The sequence below is a fragment of the Trabulsiella odontotermitis genome (assembly GCF_001297775.1).
GTDB classification, from domain to species: Bacteria; Pseudomonadota; Gammaproteobacteria; order Enterobacterales; family Enterobacteriaceae; genus Trabulsiella; species Trabulsiella odontotermitis.
Genome location: NZ_LIFX01000002.1, coordinates 97,057 through 116,350, shown reverse-complemented (window position 1 = coordinate 116,350; position 19,294 = coordinate 97,057). Strand labels below are relative to the sequence as shown.

The window sequence follows — 19,294 nt, the reverse complement described above, 5'->3', positions numbered from 1 at the left end:
TGTGACATCCTTTTAATCCGTTTGGGAAATTTATACTGCTGCGGCCGTCTGAGAGGCTTCAGAAGCAGGCTGTTTTTTGCCGGTGAAGCGTTCGATGATTTGCGCCGCATTCAAATCGTGAATAACGTTAATCAGCGTGGCAGGCGCATCGGTAATGGTGCCGAGCACCACCAGCATCGGTATGGTCTCCATCGGCAACCCCAGCGTGGTGACGATGAAAATCTCACCGAGGAACGCGCCGCCAGGCACGCCGCCGACGATAATCGCGGAGAGCACGGCAATCAGCATGGTGAGGAAGAAGGTCTCCGTGGTGAATTCCATCCCCAGCACCGAGTAGATGAAGACGATTTTCAGTGCCGCAATCATCGCCACGCCGCCCTTATTCAGGTTCACCAGTAACGGAAGAGAGACATCGACGATTTCCGGGTTGATCCCCATCGCTTTACCGGCGCGAATGGTGACCGGCAGCGTTCCGAGAGAAGAACAGGTGCCCAGCGCGGTCACGGAAGGAGGGATCGCGTTGCGCCAGAAGGCTTTCACCGCAGGCATGCCGCCGCCAATCCAGGAATAGACAATCGAGCCGAGCACGTAGTAGATCACTGTCGCCGCCATAAACAGAATGATGGCGCGGGCAAAGGTGAGCAGAATACCGGAGTCCTGACTGGCCATCGTTGCGGCGAAGTAGCAGCCCAACCCGACGGGCGCGACCGTCATGATGATGGAAACCACTTTCATGATCACCGTGTTGGCATCTTCCAGCAGCGAAGCGATGCGTCGGCCCGCATTTTCAGACTGACCAATCGCGATCCCGGCGATAATCGCCATCACAATCAGCGCCAGAATGTTGGATTTTGAGAACAGCCCAACGAAATCATGGGTGGTGATCATGCTGACAAAATCCATCTTGCCGCTGCCCGCTTCCACGGTTTTCGACAGGTCAATCGTCACGCCCTGCGCCGGGTTGTACCACAATGCAAGCGCGACAATCCCTGCCGCCGGAATAAGCGCCATGGCGATCGAGACAATAAAAATAATCGCCATAATACGACCCAGACGTTTCAGGTCGGTCATTCTGGCGATGGATGACATCACGCTGATACCCACTAGCGGGACGATGATCATAAATAACAGGTTAAGGAAAATTTGCCCCAGGGGTTGTAGTTTTGCGGCAAACGTTGGCGCGTAAATTCCCAGAATGCCGCCGGCAATCAAAGCCAGTAATAAAATAATGGACGATCTGTAGGGTTCGAGTCGTGACCACATAACAGGCACCTTTTTAATTTAAATATTATGAACTGAGATAACATTCACACTTTTATTATCTCTGATGCGACTTCCTTTTATTTTGTGACGCACTTCACTTAAGTTGTCATATTTTCATTTTGTCAGGAACTCATTTCCTGTGATTCAATAGTTGCATGTTTCAAATGGGATTGTAACGGGCGATTCGTACCGTTTTCGCAAATCACTTGTGAATGGAAGGAAACAATGAGCACCCCCATTTCGCTAAAGCATCTGGAATTTTTCGTCAGGATTGTCGAATGTGGCGGATTATCTGAAGCGGCCTCACAATTAAATGTTTCCCCCTCCGCCGTCAGTAAAAGCCTGACCGCAATGGAAGATATTCTGGGTACTACGTTAATTAAACGCACAACGAGAAGCATTACCCTTACCGACGCCGGGCAATATCTTTTTAATCGCGCCAATAAATTACTAAAAGAATTTGATGAAACGTTAAATACCACCACCGGTTATTATCAGAATCCGCAGGGAGAATTACGCATTACCTGCTCGATTGCTTTCGGATACGCGCGACTGGTCAATCTGGTGGATAAATTCCGCAGCCTGTGTCCGGACGTGAATTTATATATTGATCTGAATGACAATTTTGTGAACCTGAATGAAGCGGATTACGATATCGCCCTGCGAATTTCCATGGCGCCGCCGCAAAACTATGCCATGCGTAAACTCGCGCCCATCCGGTGGGCGTATTGTGCGTCGCCAGGGTATCTGCGTAAAAAAGGCATCCCGCAACGGCGTGTTGATCTCGTCGAACACGACTGTCTGGTTTACCCGGGTCTGACGCCAGTGCTCAAAGTGGCGGACGAGCAGGATCGGCTGCACCAGTTGAAAGTACGGATGCCCATTCAGGCGAACAGCAGTCTGGTATTGTTGAAGTCCGTGCTCGAAGATCAAGGCGTCGCGTATCTGCCCACCTATTTGATTGGCGATCATATTCAGAAAGAGGAAATCACCCCGCTGATGCTGGACGGCAATATCACCTGCGAAACCCATGAACTCTATGCACTCTATTTCCCCAGCAAATACAGCAACCCCAAAGTGCGCGCGTTTATCGATTTCCTGGTAGAAGAACTGGCGCCGATCCCCGCCTGGGACAGCTGGATACCGGGGTGAGAACGGAAATAAAAAGTCGCTGTTTTCAGCGGCTTTTTTTGTTTTCTGAATCCCGTCGCAGATCAACATAACCACAAATTAGTTAAGGTTATAATGTTTGCTCTTTTCATCATCTCCCGTGTTACGGGGAAGGAAAAAGCATGTCACTCATCACCGAATTACCCGCCCTGTTCGATCAATTCTCAGAAGCTCGCCAGAAAGGCTTTCTCACCGTTATGGAACTGAAGGATCGCGGTATTCCGCTGGTCGGCACTTATTGCACGTTTATGCCGCAGGAGATCCCGATGGCCGCAGGCGCCGTGGTGGTTTCGTTGTGCTCCACATCCGATGAAACCATCGAAGAAGCGGAAAAAGATCTCCCGCGCAACCTCTGCCCGTTGATTAAAAGCAGTTACGGTTTTGGCAAGACCGACAAATGCCCCTACTTTTACTTTTCTGATCTGGTGGTCGGCGAAACCACCTGCGACGGCAAGAAAAAGATGTACGAGTACATGGCAGACTTCAAACCGGTTCACGTCATGCAGTTGCCTAACAGCGCTGACGATGCCGCCTCGCGCGCGCTGTGGAAAGCGGAAATGCGCCGTCTGCAACAGGCCGTTGAAGCGCGTTTCGGCACGACGATTGACGAGTCTGCGCTGCGCGACGCCATTGTGCTGAAAAACCGTGAACGCCGCGCACTGGCGGATTTCTATCGCCTCGGTCAGCTCAATCCACCCGCGCTGAGCGGCGTCGATCTGCTGAAAGTGGTCTACGGCGCCACCTTCCGTTTTGACAAAGAAGCGCTGATTACCGAACTGGACACGATGACCGCCCGGGTGAAAGCCGACTGGCTGGCCGGGAAACGGCTCGACGCCCGTCCACGCATCCTCATCACCGGCTGCCCGATTGGCGGCGCGGCGGAAAAAGTGGTGCGCGCTATTGAGGACAACGGCGGCTGGGTGGTCGGTTATGAAAACTGCACTGGCGCCAAAGCCACTGAGCGCAACGTGGCGGAAACGGGCGATGTCTGGGAAGCGCTGGCGGATAAATATCTGGCGATCGGCTGCTCGTGCCTGTCGCCAAATACTCAGCGATTAACCCTGTTGAGCCAGATGGTTGAGGAATATCAGGCGGACGGCGTGATCGACGTGATCCTGCAGGCCTGCCACACCTACGCCGTGGAATCGCTGGCGATCAAACGTCACGTCCGTCAGCAGCACAACATTCCCTACATGGCTATCGAGACGGATTACTCCACCGCCGATATCGGTCAGCTCAGCACGCGTGTCGCCGCGTTCATTGAAATGTTGTAAGGAGCGGGAATGTCACTGACGGTAGGCATAGATTCCGGCTCCACCGCCACCAAGGGCGTGCTGCTGGAGGGGAATACCCTGCTGCGGCGCTTCCTCTGCCCGACGCCCTTTCGCCCGGCGCTGGCGATAGAACAGGCGTGGCATGAGCTGAGCGACGATCTCGCGGAACGCCCGTTTCTGACGCTCACAGGATACGGGCGCCAGTTGGTCGATTTTGCCGACAAACAGGTGACCGAAATCTCCTGTCACGGTCTCGGCGCTCGTCTGCTGATGGCGGACACCCGCACGGTGATTGATATTGGCGGCCAGGACAGCAAAGTCATTCAACTGGATGAGGACGGCAACCTTACCGATTTTCTGATGAACGACAAATGCGCCGCCGGTACCGGGCGTTTTCTTGACGTCATTTCCCGCACGCTGGGCGCCAGTGTCGAGGAGCTGGATGCACTGGTCGCGGGCATTGAGCCCCACGCCATCACCAGCATGTGCACGGTGTTTGCTGAGTCAGAGGTGATAAGCCTGCGCTCGGCAGGCATTGCGCCCGAAGCGATTCTGGCGGGTGTGATCAACGCCATGGCGCGGCGCAGCGCCAACTTTATCTCGCGCCTGACATCACAGGGGCCGGTGCTGTTTACCGGTGGCGTCAGCCATTGCCAGGCATTTACGCGAATGCTATCCACGCATCTGGGCGCGGACGTTAATACCCACCCCGACGCGCAGTTTGCCGGGGCGATAGGGGCGGCGTTGATTGGTCAGCGGCAGCGAGGGCGATAATGGCGCATTACATTCTGCTGTTTCACTCAACGCTCGGCGTGGTTCAGACCCGCAAAAAACTGCAGGAAGCTGGCGAGCCGTTTACGGTGAAGGATATTCCGCGCGGTCTGCGCGGCGGTTGTGGTTTGTGTATTCATCTGCACGGTGAAGATCCCACGCGCTGGGTAATCCCCGGCCTGACGGAGAGCATTTACCGTTGCGACGAGGAGCATTTTCACCCCGTCGCGCAGTTTCCGGCAGTGTGAACGTTATTCCTCTTCATCGCGTTCGGCAGCCTGCGGGTTGCCCAGCGCGATAAACTCCTCCAGCAGCGCGGTCAGTTGCTGCATTTTCTCCGGCGTAAACGCCATTTCAATCTGCCGGTACGCCTCTTCCACCTGCGATTGCGCATGTTCGTATAACGCATAACCCGCTTTGGTCAGCGACACATACAGCTTGCGCTGGTCGGTCACCGGCTTGAGGCGCAACACCAGGCCATCGCGCTCCATGCGCGTCAGAATGCCGGTCAGGCTCGGGCGCAAAATACAGGTGCGAAACGCCAGGTCGTGAAAATCTATCGACGGGTTTTCCGCCAGCACGCGGACAATGCGCCACTGCTGCTCGGTAAGGTTATGCCGTTTGACGATCGGGCGAAAATAGCCCATCGCCGCTTCCCGCGCCTGTAACAACGCAATGGTTAACGAGTCATGCATTGCTGCCATCCCGTAAAATTCCAGCCATCATTAATAAGTAAATAATTCAGCAACGGTGCTTTTTTCAGCAGCCTGCTTCAGGCTGAGAAGTGTACCAGATTTATGAAAAAAAATATTAATCCGTTGAAAAATAACGACTACTCTTTTCGCATGTAAATTTTTCGTTAAACAGATCACAAATCATTCACCTTTAGTTGCCAAAAAGAGGCCAGCGGCATAAAAGATGATCATTAACATATTAATGAATTAACAGAACGGATTTGAGGAGTGGTGAATGAAAGGCACTGTTTTTGCCGTTGCGCTCAACCATCGCAGCCAGATTGACGCCTGGCAGCAGGCATTCCGGCAAGCCCCTTACAACGCGCCGCCAAAAACGGCGGTGTGGTTTATCAAACCGCACAACACGGTGATCCGTGGCGGCGAGGCGATCCCGCATCCTGTGGGTGAAACGGTGCTGAGCGGCGCCACTGTCGCGCTGATCGTCGGTAAAACCGCCAGCAAAGTAAGCGTCGCCGATGCGCCGGAGTACATCGCGGGTTATGCGCTGGCCAACGAGGTCAGCCTGCCGGAAGAGAGCTTTTACCGCCCGGCGATCAAAGCGAAGTGCCGTGACGGTTTCTGCCCGTTGGGTGAAATGACAGCGCTTAACAACGTCGACAATCTGACCATCATTACTGACATCAACGGCCGTGAAGCGGACCGCTGGAGCACGGCGGATTTACAGCGCAATGCCGCGGAACTGCTCTGCGCGTTGAGTGAGTTCGCCACCCTGCAACCCGGCGACGCCATTCTGCTCGGCACGCCGCAACAGCGTGTGGCGCTTAAGCCTGGCGATCGCGTACGCATTCTCGCCGAAGGCTTTCCGCCGCTGGAAAACCCGGTGGTGGACGAACGCGACATCACGGATGTTCGCACTGTTGAGCCACGTCCGCACCCCAACGGCACGCTGTTTGCGCTCGGTCTGAACTATGCCGATCACGCCAGCGAACTGGATTTTAAGCCGCCGGAAGAGCCGCTGATTTTTATCAAAGCCGCCAACTCGTTTACCGGCGACAACCAGGTCTCCGTACGCCCGGACAACGTTGATTACATGCATTACGAAGCCGAACTGGTGGTGGTCATCGGCAAAACGGCTCACCACGTCAGTCGTGAGACGGCGATGGATTACGTTGCCGGTTACACCCTTTGCAACGACTACGCCATCCGCGACTACCTGGAAAATTATTACCGCCCGAATCTGCGGGTGAAAAGCCGCGACACGCTGACGCCCATCGCCCCGTGGATCGTCGATAAATCCGCGATTCCCGATCCGCATAACCTGACCCTGCGCACCTGGGTTAACGGCGAGTTGCGCCAGCAGGGCACCACGGCTGATCTCATTTTCGACATCCCCTTCCTGATTGCGTACCTGAGCGATTTTATGACGCTGCAACCGGGCGACATGATCGCCACCGGCACGCCGAAAGGGCTGTCTGACGTGGTGCCGGGCGACGAAGTGGTGGTGGAAGTGGAAGGCGTGGGCCGCCTGGTCAACCGCATTATCAGCCAGCAGACGTATGAGGAGACGCTGAAATGAAAAAGATAAATCACTGGATTAACGGCAAAAACGTCGCCGGTAACGACTATTTCCACTCGATCAATCCGGCCACCGGCGAGGTACTGGCTGAGGTGGCGTCCGGCGGAGAAGCGGAAATCAACGAGGCGGTGGCGGCAGCAAAAGCGGCGTTCCCGACATGGGCCAATCTGCCGATGAAAGAGCGCGCACGCCTGATGCGTCGCCTCGGCGAACTGATCGACGAAAACGTGCCGGACATCGCGGCGATGGAAACCGCTGACACCGGACTGCCCATCCACCAGACCAAAAACGTGCTGATCCCGCGTGCGTCGCACAACTTCGAGTTTTTCGCCGAAGTGTGCCAGCAGATGAACGGCAAAACCTACCCGGTCGACGACAAGATGCTGAACTACACCCTGGTGCAGCCGGTCGGCGTCTGTGCGCTGGTCTCGCCGTGGAACGTGCCGTTTATGACTGCCACCTGGAAGGTCGCGCCGTGCCTGGCGCTCGGCAATACCGCGGTGCTGAAAATGTCTGAGCTGTCGCCGCTGACCGCTGATCGTCTGGGCGAGCTGGCGCTGGAAGCAGGCATTCCGGCAGGTGTGCTGAACGTGGTGCAGGGGTATGGCGCCACGGCGGGCGATGCGCTGGTCCGTCATCACGATGTCCGCGCCGTGTCGTTCACCGGTGGCACCGCGACGGGTCGCCGCATTATGCAAAACGCCGGACTGAAAAAATACTCAATGGAACTGGGTGGCAAATCGCCGGTGCTGGTGTTTGAAGACGCCGACATCGAACGTGCGCTGGACGCCGCGCTGTTCACCATTTTCTCGCTCAACGGCGAACGCTGCACCGCCGGGTCGCGCATTTTCATTCAGCAAAGCATCTACCCGGAATTTGTGAAGCGCTTTGCCGAACGCGCCAACCGTCTGCGAGTGGGCGACCCGACTGATCCGAACACCCAGGTTGGGGCGCTTATCAGCCAGCAGCACTGGGACAAAGTCTCCGGCTACATCCGCCTCGGCATTGAAGAAGGCGCGACGCTGCTGGCGGGCGGACCGGACAAACCGACCGATCTGCCTGCACATCTTAAAGGCGGCAATTTCCTGCGCCCGACGGTGCTGGCCGATGTCGACAACCGCATGCGCGTGGCGCAGGAAGAGATTTTCGGCCCGGTGGCCTGCCTGCTGCCGTTCAAAGACGAAGCCGAAGGGCTGCGGCTGGCGAACGACGTGGAGTACGGTCTCGCCTCCTACATCTGGACCCAGGACGTCAGCAAAGTGCTGCGCCTGGCGCGCGGTATTGAAGCCGGAATGGTGTTCGTTAATACGCAAAACGTGCGCGACCTGCGCCAGCCGTTCGGTGGCGTGAAAGCGTCCGGTACCGGGCGCGAAGGGGGCGAATACAGCTTTGAAGTGTTCGCCGAAATGAAAAATGTCTGCATTTCCATGGGTGATCACCCGATCCCCAAATGGGGAGTCTGAGATGGGAAAGTTAGCGTTAGCCGCCAAAGTCACTCACGTTCCGTCGATGTATCTTTCTGAGCTGCCGGGGAAAAACCACGGCTGCCGTCAGTCGGCAATCGACGGGCATAAAGAGATCAGCAAGCGCTGCCGCGAAATGGGCGTCGATACCATCATCGTGTTCGACACCCACTGGCTGGTCAACAGCGCCTATCACATCAACTGCGCGGAACATTTTGCGGGAGTCTACACCAGCAACGAACTGCCGCATTTTATCCGCGATCTGACCTACGAATACGACGGCAACCCGGCACTCGGCCAGCTTATCGCCGACGAAGCCATTGCGCGTGGCGTGCGCGCCAAAGCGCACAACATCCCGAGCCTGAAGCTGGAGTACGGCACGCTGGTGCCGATGCGTTACATGAACAGCGACCGGCATTTCAAAGTGATCTCGATTTCGGCGTTCTGTACCGTTCATGATTTTGCCGACAGCCGCAAACTGGGCGAGGCCATTCTCAGCGCTATCGAAAAGTACGACGGTACCGTGGCGGTGCTCGCCAGCGGCTCGCTGTCGCACCGGTTCATCGACGACCAGCGCGCGGAAGAAGGGATGAACAGCTACACCCGTGAATTCGACCGCCAGATGGACGAACGCGTGGTGAAGCTGTGGCGCGAGGGCAAATTTAAGGAGTTCTGCAGCATGCTGCCGGAATACGCCGATTACTGCTACGGCGAAGGCAATATGCACGACACCGTGATGCTGCTCGGCCTGCTGGGTTGGGATAACTACGACGGCAAGGTGGAGTTCATCACCGACCTGTTCCCCAGCTCCGGCACCGGGCAGGTGAACGCCGTTTTCCCGCTGTCTGCGTAAGGAAAAATCATGCCGCATTTTATCGCTGAATGTACCGAGAACATTCGCGAGCAGGCCGACTTACCGGGTCTGTTCGCCAAAGTGAACGACGCGCTCGCCGCCACCGGCATTTTCCCGATCGGCGGTATTCGCAGCCGCGCGCTGTGGCTCGATACCTGGCAAATGGCCGACGGCAAGCATGACTATGCCTTCGTTCACATGACACTGAAAATCGGTGCAGGCCGCAGCCTGGAGAGCCGCCAGCAGGTTGGCGAGCAGTTGTTCGCGCTGATAAACGCCCATTTTGCCGCACTGATGGCGAGCCGCTATCTGGCGCTCTCCTTCGAAATCGAAGAGCTGCACCCGACACTGAATTACAAGCAGAACAACGTGCACGCCTTGTTTAAGTAGCACACTTTCTCGCCCGGTGGCGCTGCGCTTACCGGGCCTACAACGGCTTCGAATGTAGGCCGGATAAGCAACGCGCCATCCGGCACTGCCACAGGAATCTCTATGCTCGATAAACAGACCCGAACCCTGATCGCACGGCGGTTGAATCAGGCCGAAAAACAGCGTGAGCAAATCCGTGCGATCTCGCTCGATTACCCGACCATCACCATTGAAGACGCCTATGCCGTACAGCGTGAATGGGTTGACCTCAAAATTGCCGAAGGGCGTGTGCTGAAGGGGCATAAAATCGGCCTGACCTCCAAAGCGATGCAGGCCAGCTCGCAGATCAGCGAACCGGATTACGGCGCGCTGCTTGACGACATGTTTTTTCATGATGGCAGCGACATTCCGACCGATCGTTTTATCGTGCCACGCATCGAAGTCGAGCTGGCGTTTGTGCTGGCGAAACCGCTGCGCGGCCCCAACTGCACACTGTTCGACGTCTACAACGCCACCGATTACGTGATCCCGGCGCTGGAGCTGATCGACGCCCGCTGCCACAACGTCGATCCCGAAACCCAGCGCCCGCGCAAAGTGTTCGACACCATCTCCGATAACGCCGCCAACGCCGGAGTGATCCTCGGCGGTCGTCCGGTTAAACCTGACGAACTGGATCTGCGCTGGATCTCCGCACTGCTCTATCGCAACGGCGTCATTGAAGAGACCGGCGTCGCCGCGGGCGTGCTGAATCACCCGGCCAACGGCGTGGCGTGGCTGGCCAACAAACTGGCGCCGCACGACGTACAACTGGAAGCCGGGCAGATCATTCTCGGCGGTTCGTTTACCCGCCCGGTACCGGCGCGTAAGGGCGATACCTTCCATGTCGATTACGGCAACATGGGCGCCATCAGTTGCCGCTTTGTGTAAGGAGATGCGCATGAATAACGCCTTTAAAGACGCACTGAAAGCGGGTCGCCCGCAAATCGGCCTGTGGCTGGGATTATGCAGCAGCTACAGCGCCGAACTGTTAGCCGGTAGCGGTTTTGACTGGCTGCTGATCGACGCAGAACATGCGCCCAACAATGTACAGACGGTATTAACTCAGTTGCAGGCGGTCGCGCCATACCGCAGCCAGCCGGTGGTGCGCCCGTCGTGGAACGATCCGGTACAGATCAAACAGTTATTGGATATTGGCGCGCAGACGTTGCTGGTGCCGATGGTACAAAACGCTGACGAAGCCAGGCTGGCAGTTCGCGCCACCCGTTATCCGCCCGCCGGGATTCGCGGTGTGGGCAGTGCGTTGGCGCGGGCATCACGCTGGAACCGCATCCCGGATTATCTGCAACACACCAACGACGCCATGTGCGTGCTGGTGCAAATCGAAACCCGGGAAGCACTGAAAAACCTGCCGCAAATTCTCGACGTTGATGGTGTGGACGGGGTGTTTATCGGTCCGGCGGATCTCAGCGCCGACATGGGCTTTGCCGGTAACCCGCAGCATCCTGAAGTGCAGGCCGCCATTGAGCGCGCCATCGCGCAGATCCTGAGCGCCGGCAAAGCGCCGGGCATTCTGATGGCTAATGAAGCGATGGCAAAACGTTACCTTGAACTCGGCGCGCTGTTTGTCGCCGTCGGTGTGGATACCACACTGCTCGCCCGCGCCGCTGAAGCGTTAGCGGCGCGTTTTATCGATACACCGGTTATGTCAGGCAATAACAATAAATCCGTCTACTAACCGTACGATGTGGAGCGCATCATGACGACCTCTACCCTGCAAACTAATGATAATAAAGCTGTTGAGCATCGCGTTATTAATAAGCTGTTCCGTCGTTTGATCGTTTTTCTTTTTATTCTGTTTGTTTTTTCGTTTCTCGATCGCATTAACATCGGCTTCGCCGGGCTGACGATGGGCAAAGATCTGGGTCTGACGTCCACCATGTTTGGCCTGGCGGCGACGTTGTTTTACGTCACCTATGTGCTGTGCGGGATCCCGAGCAACATCATGCTGGCCAAAGTCGGCGCACGCCGATGGATAGCCGGGATCATGGTGGTGTGGGGCATCGCGTCGACCTGCACGATGTTCGCCACCAGCCCGCATACGTTGTACATCCTGCGCATGCTGGTGGGCATTGCGGAAGCCGGTTTTTTGCCAGGCATCCTGGTCTACCTGACATGGTGGTTCCCGGCTTATCACCGCGCCCGCGCCAACGCGTTGTTTATGATCGCCATGCCGGTGACGATGATGCTCGGTTCGATCCTCTCCGGCTATATTCTGGCGCTCGATGGACTGTGGAATCTGAAAGGCTGGCAATGGCTGTTCCTGCTGGAAGGATTACCGTCTGTCGTGCTCGGCGTGGTGACTTGGTTTTTCCTCAACGATACGCCGGATCAGGCGACCTGGCTCGATGAGCAGGAGAAACAGACGCTTAAAACAATGATCGCCCGCGAACAGGAAGTGGCGGTTTCGCCGTCGTTCGCGGCGCGCTCCACCCTGCGCGAAGTGCTGACGCCCGCCGTGCTGCTCTATACGCTGGCCTATTTTTGCCTGACCAATACGCTCAGCGCCATCAACATCTGGACGCCGCAGATCCTGCAAAGCTTTAACACCGGCAGCAGCAATATTGTGATTGGTCTGCTGGCGGCTATTCCGCAGTTTTGCACTATCCTCGGCATGATCTGGTGGAGCCGTCGTTCGGACAGGTTAAAAGAGCGAAAAAAGCACACCATCCTGCCCTATCTGTTCGCCGCAGCGGGATGGCTGCTGGCCTCGGCCACCGATCACAGCCTGATCCAGTTGCTGGGTATCATTATGGCCTCAACCGGATCGTTTACCGCCATGGCGATATTCTGGACCACGCCGGATCAGGTGATTAGCCTGTCGTCCCGCGCAGTGGCACTGGCGGTGATCAACGCCATCGGTAACGTGGGTTCCTCCGTCAGTCCGTTGCTAATTGGTATTCTGCGTGATGCGACCGGCAGCTTCAGTTCAGGGTTGTGGTTCGTTGCCGGTCTGCTGATTGTGGGGGCGCTGGTGCTGACGCGCATTCCGATGACGCAGCGGGAAAGCCATCAACGTGCAGCAGGCATGGCACCACAGAAGATCCACTAAGGAGCCGCCATGTGCCAGCCGACCATCGCCAACATCGACATCAGTAAAGATTACGATGAAAGTCTGGGCAGTGAAGATGTGCATTATCAGTCGTTTGCCCGCATGGCGGCCTTTTTTGGCCGCGACATGCAGGCACATCGCCACGACCAGTTTTTTCAGATGCACTTTCTTGATACCGGGCAGATTGAGCTACAACTTGATGATCATCGCTATTCGGTGCAGGCGCCGTTGTTTGTGCTGACGCCGCCGTCGGTACCGCACGCGTTTATCACTGAATCGGACAGCGACGGTCACGTACTGACGGTACGCGAAGATCTGGTCTGGCCGCTGCTGGAAGTGCTCTACCCCGGCACGCGGGAAACGTTCGGCCTGCCGGGGATCTGCCTGTCGCTCGCCGATAAGCCCGAAGAGCTGGCGGCGCTGGCACATTACTGGCAATTGATTAAACGGGAATCCACCGCCGGACTGCCGGGGCGCGAGCACACGCTTGTGTTGCTGGCGCAGGCGGTGTTCACCCTGTTGCTGCGTAATGCGAAACTCGACGACCACGCCGCCAGCGGTATGCGTGGCGAATTGAAGCTGTTCCAGCGATTCACTCAGTTGATTGACGTGCACTACCACCAGCACTGGACGCTGCCGGATTACGCCCGTGAACTGCACATCACTGAATCGCGGCTGACCGATATTTGTCGTCGTTTCGCCAACCGCCCGCCCAAGCGGCTGATCTTCGACCGGCAAATGCGCGAAGCCAAACGACTGCTGCTGTTCTCCGACAGCGCGGTAAATGAAATCGCCTGGCAACTGGGCTTTAAAGATCCGGCCTATTTCGCCCGCTTCTTTAACCGCCTGACGGGCTGCTCGCCGAGTGCGTATCGCGCAAAACAGGTGCCGGTGTCGTAGGAAACCCTCTCCCGGAGGAGAGGGTCAGGTGAAGGGAATCACTACACTTCCGGTAACAATCCAATAAAGCTCCGTTTTTTACGCGGTTCGGACATCAACGCTTCCAGTTTTTCCACGCAGGCCAGATAGTGCGGGGTTTTCTTGTGAGCCAGCACGGCCGCGTCATCTTTGTAGGCCTCGTAGATGTAAAAGCGCGTGTTGACCTCGGGATCCTGCAATACGTCGAAACGCAGGTTGCCCGGCTCCGTCAGCGCGCCTTCATGGTTGGCGCGAAATACCGCAAGAAATTCGTCCACCCGTTCCGGTTTAATGTTGATTTCCACCAGCGTCACATTCATTTGCCTTCTCCCTGTTTTTCCTCCTGCCAGAACTGGAACGCTTCACGGGCGCTCATGTTCTCGTGCACCACTTTTTTCACCGCTTTCAGCATCGACAACGGCGCACTGGACTGGAAGATGTTGCGTCCCATATCCACCCCGGAAGCGCCCTGATCGATCGCCTGCCAGCACATTTCCAGCGCCTCGTGTTCCGGCAGTTTTTTACCACCGGCAATCACAATCGGCACCGGGCAGCTGGCGGTGACTTTTTCAAAGCCCTCTTCCACATAGTAAGTTTTCACGAACTGCGCGCCCATTTCCGCAGCGATACGGCTGGCGAGAGAGAAATAGCGGGCATCGCGCGCCATCTCCTTACCCACACCGGTGACCGCGAGTACCGGCATACCGTAACGGTTACCGGCATCCACCAGTTTGATGATGTTGTTGATCGACTGATGCTCGTGTTCGCTGCCGATATAGACCTGCGCCGCCACCGCACACACGTTGAGGCGCAACGCATCTTCCATCGCCACCGCCACGCACTCGTTGGACAGCTCGGTCAGAATCGAGTTACCGCCCGACGCGCGCAGCACGACCGGTTTGTTGGTCGCCGCGGGTACCTGGCTGCGCAGAATGCCGCGCGTACACATCAGTACGTCGGTTTCCTGGAACAGCGGCGCAATGGAGAGATCGATACGCTCAAGCCCGGTGGTTGGCCCCTGAAAATAGCCATGATCGAACGCCAGCATCGCGGTTCGGTTGCTTTTCGGGTTAAAAATACGCGCCAGTCGCGACTGCATCCCCCAGTCCAGCGAACCGCAGCCTTTCAGGGTGTAGAGCGCGTTTTTCTGCGGCGTACCAATGCCAAAATCTTTCCCGTCTTTGATGTCGTCTAAATCAGCCATCTTCTCCCCCATCAGAAATCGTAGTTATTGATGTTCTCTTTGGTGAACACCACCCGCTCCGGCAGCAGCACAATGCCGTTGCCTTTCGCTTCATACTGATAACCCTGTACGCTGTTTGGCTCGACTTTCAGCGTACCGATGTCTTTCACTTCAACGCTGTCGCCAGGGTTAAGATCGCCCTTTTTCAGCAGATGATCGGCGACGTTGACCGCAATTTTGCCCTGCTGTACCACATCCCACAGACCGAAGGCTTTCACCGTGCCGCGTTCAACATACGGACGCATGACATTCGGTGTACTGAAACCGACAATCGCCACCCCTTCACGCTTCAGGTTTTCTGCCGCCTGTGCCGCGGCGGGCAGCGCGTTGGCGTCCGGGGCGATGATGGCGTCCAGATCCGGATACGCTTTCAGGATCCCTTCGGCGGTCTGCAGCGATTTCGTCGCATCGTTATAGCCGAACTGCGTTGCCACCACCTGCCATTGCGGGTGATCTTTGGCGATTTTGGCTTTCGCCTCTTTTACCCACGCGTTCTGATCGGTCACTGTCGGGCTTGAGTAGAAAAACGCGACTTTTGCCGCCGGTTTGGTGACCTGTTTTGCCGCCATGTCGACCAGCAAGCCGCCCAGTTGTTCCGGCGTGCCCTGGTTGATATAAATGCTGCGGCATTCCGGTTTGGTGTCTGAGTCCCAGGTCAGCACCTTCACGCCGCGCTGCATGGCGCGCTTAAGCGCCGGGCAGAGGCCATCCGGTGACACGGCGGAGACGATAATGGCGTTGTAACCCTGGTTGACGAAGTTATTGATCAGTTGCACCTGACCGGACACGCTCGGCTCGGTCGGGCCGTCGTAGGTCACATCCGCGCCCAACGCTTTCCCCGCCTCTTTCGCGCCATTGCCGCCGCTGGTAAAGAACCCTACCCCCACCAGTTTTGGAATAAAGGCGATACGATCTGCGGCCTGGGCGGTTGCCACGCTCATGGCCAGCGCCAGCGCACTCAGTTGCACCATCAGTTTTGCTTTCATCTCATGCTCCGATTGTTTTTCGCGAGATAACCCGACGCCATGCCGTGCGCACCCATTCACGGTGCAGACTCAGCGAGCGTCCCATCACCACCACCACCAACAGCGCACCTGACAACGCGCTCGACACCTGGTTGGGGATGCCGACCATTTGTAAACCCTGTTGCAGATACCCCACCAGCAACGCTGCCAGCGCCGTACCCAGCACAGAACCTGAACCACCGTAGATATTCGCCCCGCCCAGCACCGCGGCTGTCAGCGCAGGCATCAGCAGGTCGCGACCGAGATCCGAACGCGCCGAGCCGAAATAGGAGACCATCACCAGCGCCGCAATCGCCGACGCCACGCCCACCATGCCGTACAGCGCGTAGGGCATGCCGTTCACCGACAGTGCGGCATAGCGCGCCGCCCGTGGGTTCTGGCCGATGAGAAACAGATGGCGGCCAAAGCGACCGCGGTGGGTAATCACCCAGAAAAAGAGGGTAATCAGCGCGAACATCACCAGCGGTACCGGCAGGCCAAACACGGTCAGATTGGCGAACGCGGTGAAGCTGTCCGGGAAGCCGCCAATGCCTTCATATCCGGTCGCTCCGGCCATGCCGGAAAGCAGCAGCGCGCCGCCACCGTAGAGATAGAGTGTGCCGAGGGTGATCACCAGCGGGTTGATGCCGGTGTAATGGATCAGCGCCGCGTTAAACAAGCCGCACACTAGCCCCAGCAGCAGCGTCAGCGGTACGGCAAGGCTCATCGGCAATCCCGACTGCATCATCACCCCCAGCGCAATGGCGCACAGGCCAATCGTCGAACCAAGCGAAATGTCGATCCCGCCGCTGATGATCACCAGCGTCAGCGGTAGCGCGACGATACCGATGCAGATGAAATCGCTGGTGCTGAACAGCAGCATATTGATGTCGAGCATCCGCGGGTTGATGGCGCCGAACAACAGGATCTCCAGCACCAACAGGATCAGTAGCGCGCTTTCCCAGTTAAGCTTCATTTACGCCACCTCTCTGTTTTTACGCTTTGGAAAGGGGGAAACCTTTTTCCCGCCTTTGTTGCCGGGCTGAAAACGGCTGTATTTCAGCGCCCGCTGGTGTCGCGTGAGCGCCTGACGCAGGCGACCATCAAGCACCAGCACGCCCAGCAGCACCAGCCCGGCAATGAAATCGTTCCACCAGGCGGGTAAGCGGAACAGCACCAGCACGGTGTCGATTTGCGTCAGGAAGAAGGCGCCGAGAAACGCGCCAATCAGCGTGCCGGTGCCGCCGAGCAGGGAGATCCCGCCGAGCACGCAGGCGGCGATGGCTTTCATCTCCAGCCCGCTGCCGGTCTGGTTGGGTACGAAACCGATTTGTGCGGCAAAGACAATCCCGGCGCAGGCTGCCAGCATGCCGTTGAGGGTAAAGGCGAGCATCCGCGTACGGTTGACCGCCACGCCGAGCTGACGGGCGGCAGCGAGGTTATCGCCGACCGCGTAAAAATCACGGCCAAAGGCGGTGCGCGACAGCACCCACGCGCCGAGGGCCACCAGACACAACACCAGGTAACCGAGAGGGGAAATCCCCAGCGCCACCGGCTCCGACAGCGATTTCAGGCTGGCCGGTAATCCTTCAATCCATTTCCCGCCCGTCCACAGCAACATGGCGCCGCGATACAAACCGAGCGTGCCGAGGGTGGCGACAATCGCGGGCACCCGCAACCCGACCACCAGCAGGCCGTTAAACGCCCCAGCCACCGCGCCAATCGCCAGGGCAAAGCCCATCGCCAGCGGCAGGCTGTAACCACTGTTCAGCGCCACCCCGACGGCAATCGCGCACAGGCCGACGGTAGAGCCGACCGACACGTCGATATTGCGCGTCAGCATCACCATCGTGGCGCCGAGCGCCAGCAACACCAGGATCTGGCTGCTGGCGAAAATCATGCCCAACGTCTGCAGACTGAAGTACGCCGGGTTCAGCGCCACCAGAACGGCAAACAGCGCCAGAATGGCGAGGAACGCGCTCAGCTCGCGGTTTTTAAACAACGTTTTCATGCATGACCTCCAAACGCGAGCGCCATCATGCGATCGACGCTGATCGCCTGTTGCGACAGTTCACCGTTCAGCACGCCCTGATGCATCACCAGCACCCGATCCGCCAGCCCCGGGAACTCATCCAGATCCGAGGAAATCATCAGCACAGCAACGTTCTGCGCCGCCACGCTTTTCAGCAACTGGTAGATATCGGCGCGGGCGGAGACATCCACGCCGCGCGTCGGCTCATCGACAATCAGCAGTAATGGGTTCGCCTCCAGACAACGCGCCAGCAGCACTTTTTGCTGGTTGCCGCCGGAGAGCGTCCGCAGCGGTTGTTCGGTGCTGTTGAGCTTGATCCCCAGCGCCCGGTGATAGCGATCCACCACGGCCGATTCACGCTGACGCTGCTGCCAGACGGATGGCTCGTTCAGCGCCACGGTGTTCCAGCGGACCGGCGCATCAAGAAACAACCCGGAGACCTGGCGGTCTTCGGGAAGGTAAATCAGACCGCGCGCCAGACGAGCCGCCGTGGATTCGCGGTTGATCTCCTGATTTTCCAGCCAGATCCTGCCCGCGCGCACCGGACGCAGCCCGTAAAGCGTTTCGGCAAACTCAGTACGGCCGGAGCCGACCAGCCCGGCAAGCCCGACGATCTCCCCGGCATACACCTCAAGATTGAGATCGATAAACCCTTCACCGGTCAGATCCTCCACCCGCAACACCGGGAAATCCTGTGCCTGCGTGCGGCGGTTGCCGGGCAACGACAGCCACAGTTTTTGCGTATCGCTGAGCGCATGCTCGCGGCTGGCCGGGGTCATGGCGGCGATCAGCGCATTATTGTCGAATTGCGCCGTCTCGCCGCTCAGGACCACCGCCCCATCGCGCATCACCGAAACGTGGCTGGCGAGCTGGCGGATCTCCGGTAACTTGTGGGAGATAAACACAATGCCCACGCCCAGCCCCTGCAATGCGCGGATCTGGCTGAACAGACGATCCGTTTCCCCTGGTGTCAGCGACGCGGTAGGTTCGTCGAGGATCAGGATCTGTGCCTCACGCATCAGTCCGCGGAGGATCTCAACCATCTGCTGATCAGCCACCTCAAGTGTGCTGGCCGCGGCTTGTAGATTGAGCTGGCAGTTAAGCTGTTGCAGCTTTTCAGCGAGCAACGTGTCGGTGTTGGCGGTACGGGGCAGACGGAAGAGAATATTTTCCCGCACGGTCAGGTTGGGAAAGAGCATCGGCTCCTGCGGTACCAGATAGATCCCCAACTGGTGGGCCTGACCGGGTTTCAGGCGGGAAAAGGCTTTGCCATTGATGCTGAGCTCGCCGCTGTCTGGTGTTTCGACACCGGCGATGATCTTCATCAACGTCGATTTTCCGGCGCCGTTGCCGCCCATCAGCGCATGTACCTGACCCGAAAGCAATGTGAAATCAATGCCCTTCAGGACCGGCACACCTGAAAACGCCTTTCGGATAGCTTTCGCTTCTATCAGTGGGGTCATCATCGCTCCGCATTTGAACAAATGATTTTTTAATTTAATAATGTTCAAAATCGTAGTCGGGGATCTATAATTATTATCGTGCGGCGATCAC

20 protein-coding genes are annotated in these 19,294 nt (G+C 57.5%); 12 read left to right on the top strand and 8 right to left on the bottom strand.

Translation table 11 applies throughout. From position 1 onward, the window contains the following. Positions 1-30: 30 nt before the first annotated feature. Complete coding sequence (locus tag AOY23_RS02360) at positions 31-1,263, bottom strand: dicarboxylate/amino acid:cation symporter (RefSeq protein ID WP_054178245.1); 1,233 nt, start codon at positions 1,261-1,263, stop codon at positions 31-33. A gap of 225 nt (positions 1,264-1,488) precedes the next feature. On the opposite strand from AOY23_RS02360, the gene AOY23_RS02355 reads away from it, so the two are divergent. From AOY23_RS02355 to AOY23_RS02340, 4 genes are all read left to right on the top strand, one after another. Further along, positions 1,489-2,415: a LysR family transcriptional regulator gene (locus AOY23_RS02355; RefSeq protein WP_054178244.1), complete on the top strand. Its 927-nt coding sequence runs from the start codon at positions 1,489-1,491 to the stop codon at positions 2,413-2,415. 140 nt (positions 2,416-2,555) lie between these two features. After that, positions 2,556-3,707, top strand: a complete 1,152-nt coding sequence (locus AOY23_RS02350; protein WP_054178243.1) for a double-cubane-cluster-containing anaerobic reductase — start codon at positions 2,556-2,558, stop codon at positions 3,705-3,707. A 9-nt stretch (positions 3,708-3,716) separates the two neighbouring features. Continuing rightward, positions 3,717-4,481, top strand: coding sequence for a putative 2-hydroxyacyl-CoA dehydratase activator YjiL (yjiL, locus tag AOY23_RS02345; RefSeq protein ID WP_054178242.1), 765 nt, complete (start codon positions 3,717-3,719; stop codon positions 4,479-4,481). Next, positions 4,481-4,726: a putative Se/S carrier protein gene (locus AOY23_RS02340; protein ID WP_054178241.1), complete on the top strand. Its 246-nt coding sequence runs from the start codon at positions 4,481-4,483 to the stop codon at positions 4,724-4,726. Before yjiL ends, AOY23_RS02340 begins: the two co-directional genes overlap by 1 nt. A 3-nt stretch (positions 4,727-4,729) precedes the next feature. Here AOY23_RS02340 and hpaR read toward each other — a convergent pair whose 3' ends face one another. Then, on the bottom strand, positions 4,730-5,173 hold the full coding sequence (hpaR, locus tag AOY23_RS02335; RefSeq protein ID WP_054178451.1) for a homoprotocatechuate degradation operon regulator HpaR: 444 nt from the start codon (positions 5,171-5,173) through the stop codon (positions 4,730-4,732). Positions 5,174-5,447: 274 nt separating this feature from the next. Here hpaR and hpaG point away from each other — a divergent pair, with 274 nt between their 5' ends. The 8 genes from hpaG to hpaA all read left to right on the top strand — a co-directional run bounded on the left by hpaG (position 5,448) and on the right by hpaA (position 13,443). Beyond that, a complete protein-coding gene (gene hpaG / locus AOY23_RS02330; protein ID WP_054178240.1) occupies positions 5,448-6,749 on the top strand; it encodes a 4-hydroxyphenylacetate degradation bifunctional isomerase/decarboxylase in 1,302 nt (433 codons plus the stop codon). Further along, the gene (gene hpaE / locus AOY23_RS02325; RefSeq protein ID WP_054178239.1) at positions 6,746-8,212 is read left to right on the top strand and encodes a 5-carboxymethyl-2-hydroxymuconate semialdehyde dehydrogenase; all 1,467 of its coding nucleotides are present in this window, start codon (positions 6,746-6,748) and stop codon (positions 8,210-8,212) included. Before hpaG ends, hpaE begins: the two co-directional genes overlap by 4 nt. Position 8,213: 1 nt before the next feature. After that, positions 8,214-9,065: a 3,4-dihydroxyphenylacetate 2,3-dioxygenase gene (gene hpaD, locus AOY23_RS02320; RefSeq protein ID WP_054178238.1), complete on the top strand. Its 852-nt coding sequence runs from the start codon at positions 8,214-8,216 to the stop codon at positions 9,063-9,065. A gap of 9 nt (positions 9,066-9,074) precedes the next feature. After that, positions 9,075-9,455, top strand: coding sequence for a 5-carboxymethyl-2-hydroxymuconate Delta-isomerase (locus tag AOY23_RS02315; RefSeq protein WP_054178237.1), 381 nt, complete (start codon positions 9,075-9,077; stop codon positions 9,453-9,455). Positions 9,456-9,557: 102 nt separating this feature from the next. Then, on the top strand, positions 9,558-10,361 hold the full coding sequence (gene hpaH / locus AOY23_RS02310; RefSeq protein WP_054178236.1) for a 2-oxo-hept-4-ene-1,7-dioate hydratase: 804 nt from the start codon (positions 9,558-9,560) through the stop codon (positions 10,359-10,361). 10 nt (positions 10,362-10,371) lie between these two features. Beyond that, positions 10,372-11,169, top strand: a complete 798-nt coding sequence (gene hpaI, locus AOY23_RS02305) for a 4-hydroxy-2-oxoheptanedioate aldolase (protein WP_054178235.1) — start codon at positions 10,372-10,374, stop codon at positions 11,167-11,169. A gap of 21 nt (positions 11,170-11,190) precedes the next feature. After that, the gene (gene hpaX, locus AOY23_RS02300; RefSeq protein WP_054178234.1) at positions 11,191-12,543 is read left to right on the top strand and encodes a 4-hydroxyphenylacetate permease; all 1,353 of its coding nucleotides are present in this window, start codon (positions 11,191-11,193) and stop codon (positions 12,541-12,543) included. A gap of 9 nt (positions 12,544-12,552) precedes the next feature. Continuing rightward, complete coding sequence (gene hpaA / locus AOY23_RS02295) at positions 12,553-13,443, top strand: 4-hydroxyphenylacetate catabolism regulatory protein HpaA (protein ID WP_054178233.1); 891 nt, start codon at positions 12,553-12,555, stop codon at positions 13,441-13,443. Between the two features lie 41 nt (positions 13,444-13,484). Here the strand turns inward: hpaA and lsrG are convergent, their stop codons facing one another. Genes lsrG through lsrA form a run of 6 tightly spaced genes read right to left on the bottom strand, consistent with a single transcriptional unit; the run spans position 13,485 to position 19,203 of the window. Continuing rightward, complete coding sequence (lsrG, locus tag AOY23_RS02290; RefSeq protein WP_054178232.1) at positions 13,485-13,781, bottom strand: (4S)-4-hydroxy-5-phosphonooxypentane-2,3-dione isomerase; 297 nt, start codon at positions 13,779-13,781, stop codon at positions 13,485-13,487. Continuing rightward, the gene (gene lsrF / locus AOY23_RS02285) at positions 13,778-14,665 is read right to left on the bottom strand and encodes a 3-hydroxy-5-phosphonooxypentane-2,4-dione thiolase (protein WP_054178231.1); all 888 of its coding nucleotides are present in this window, start codon (positions 14,663-14,665) and stop codon (positions 13,778-13,780) included. Before lsrF ends, lsrG begins: the two co-directional genes overlap by 4 nt. Positions 14,666-14,676: 11 nt before the next feature. Then, positions 14,677-15,690 carry an autoinducer 2 ABC transporter substrate-binding protein LsrB gene (gene lsrB, locus AOY23_RS02280; RefSeq protein WP_054178230.1) on the bottom strand — a complete coding sequence of 338 codons (1,014 nt, stop codon included), beginning with the start codon at positions 15,688-15,690 and terminating at the stop codon, positions 14,677-14,679. A gap of 1 nt (position 15,691) precedes the next feature. Next, positions 15,692-16,684 carry an autoinducer 2 ABC transporter permease LsrD gene (gene lsrD / locus AOY23_RS02275; RefSeq protein ID WP_054178229.1) on the bottom strand — a complete coding sequence of 331 codons (993 nt, stop codon included), beginning with the start codon at positions 16,682-16,684 and terminating at the stop codon, positions 15,692-15,694. Next, positions 16,685-17,719, bottom strand: a complete 1,035-nt coding sequence (gene lsrC, locus AOY23_RS02270) for an autoinducer 2 ABC transporter permease LsrC (protein WP_054178228.1) — start codon at positions 17,717-17,719, stop codon at positions 16,685-16,687. After that, positions 17,716-19,203 carry an autoinducer 2 ABC transporter ATP-binding protein LsrA gene (lsrA, locus tag AOY23_RS02265; RefSeq protein WP_054178227.1) on the bottom strand — a complete coding sequence of 496 codons (1,488 nt, stop codon included), beginning with the start codon at positions 19,201-19,203 and terminating at the stop codon, positions 17,716-17,718. The genes lsrC and lsrA overlap by 4 nt, the downstream gene beginning before the upstream one ends. Positions 19,204-19,294 lie beyond the last annotated feature (91 nt).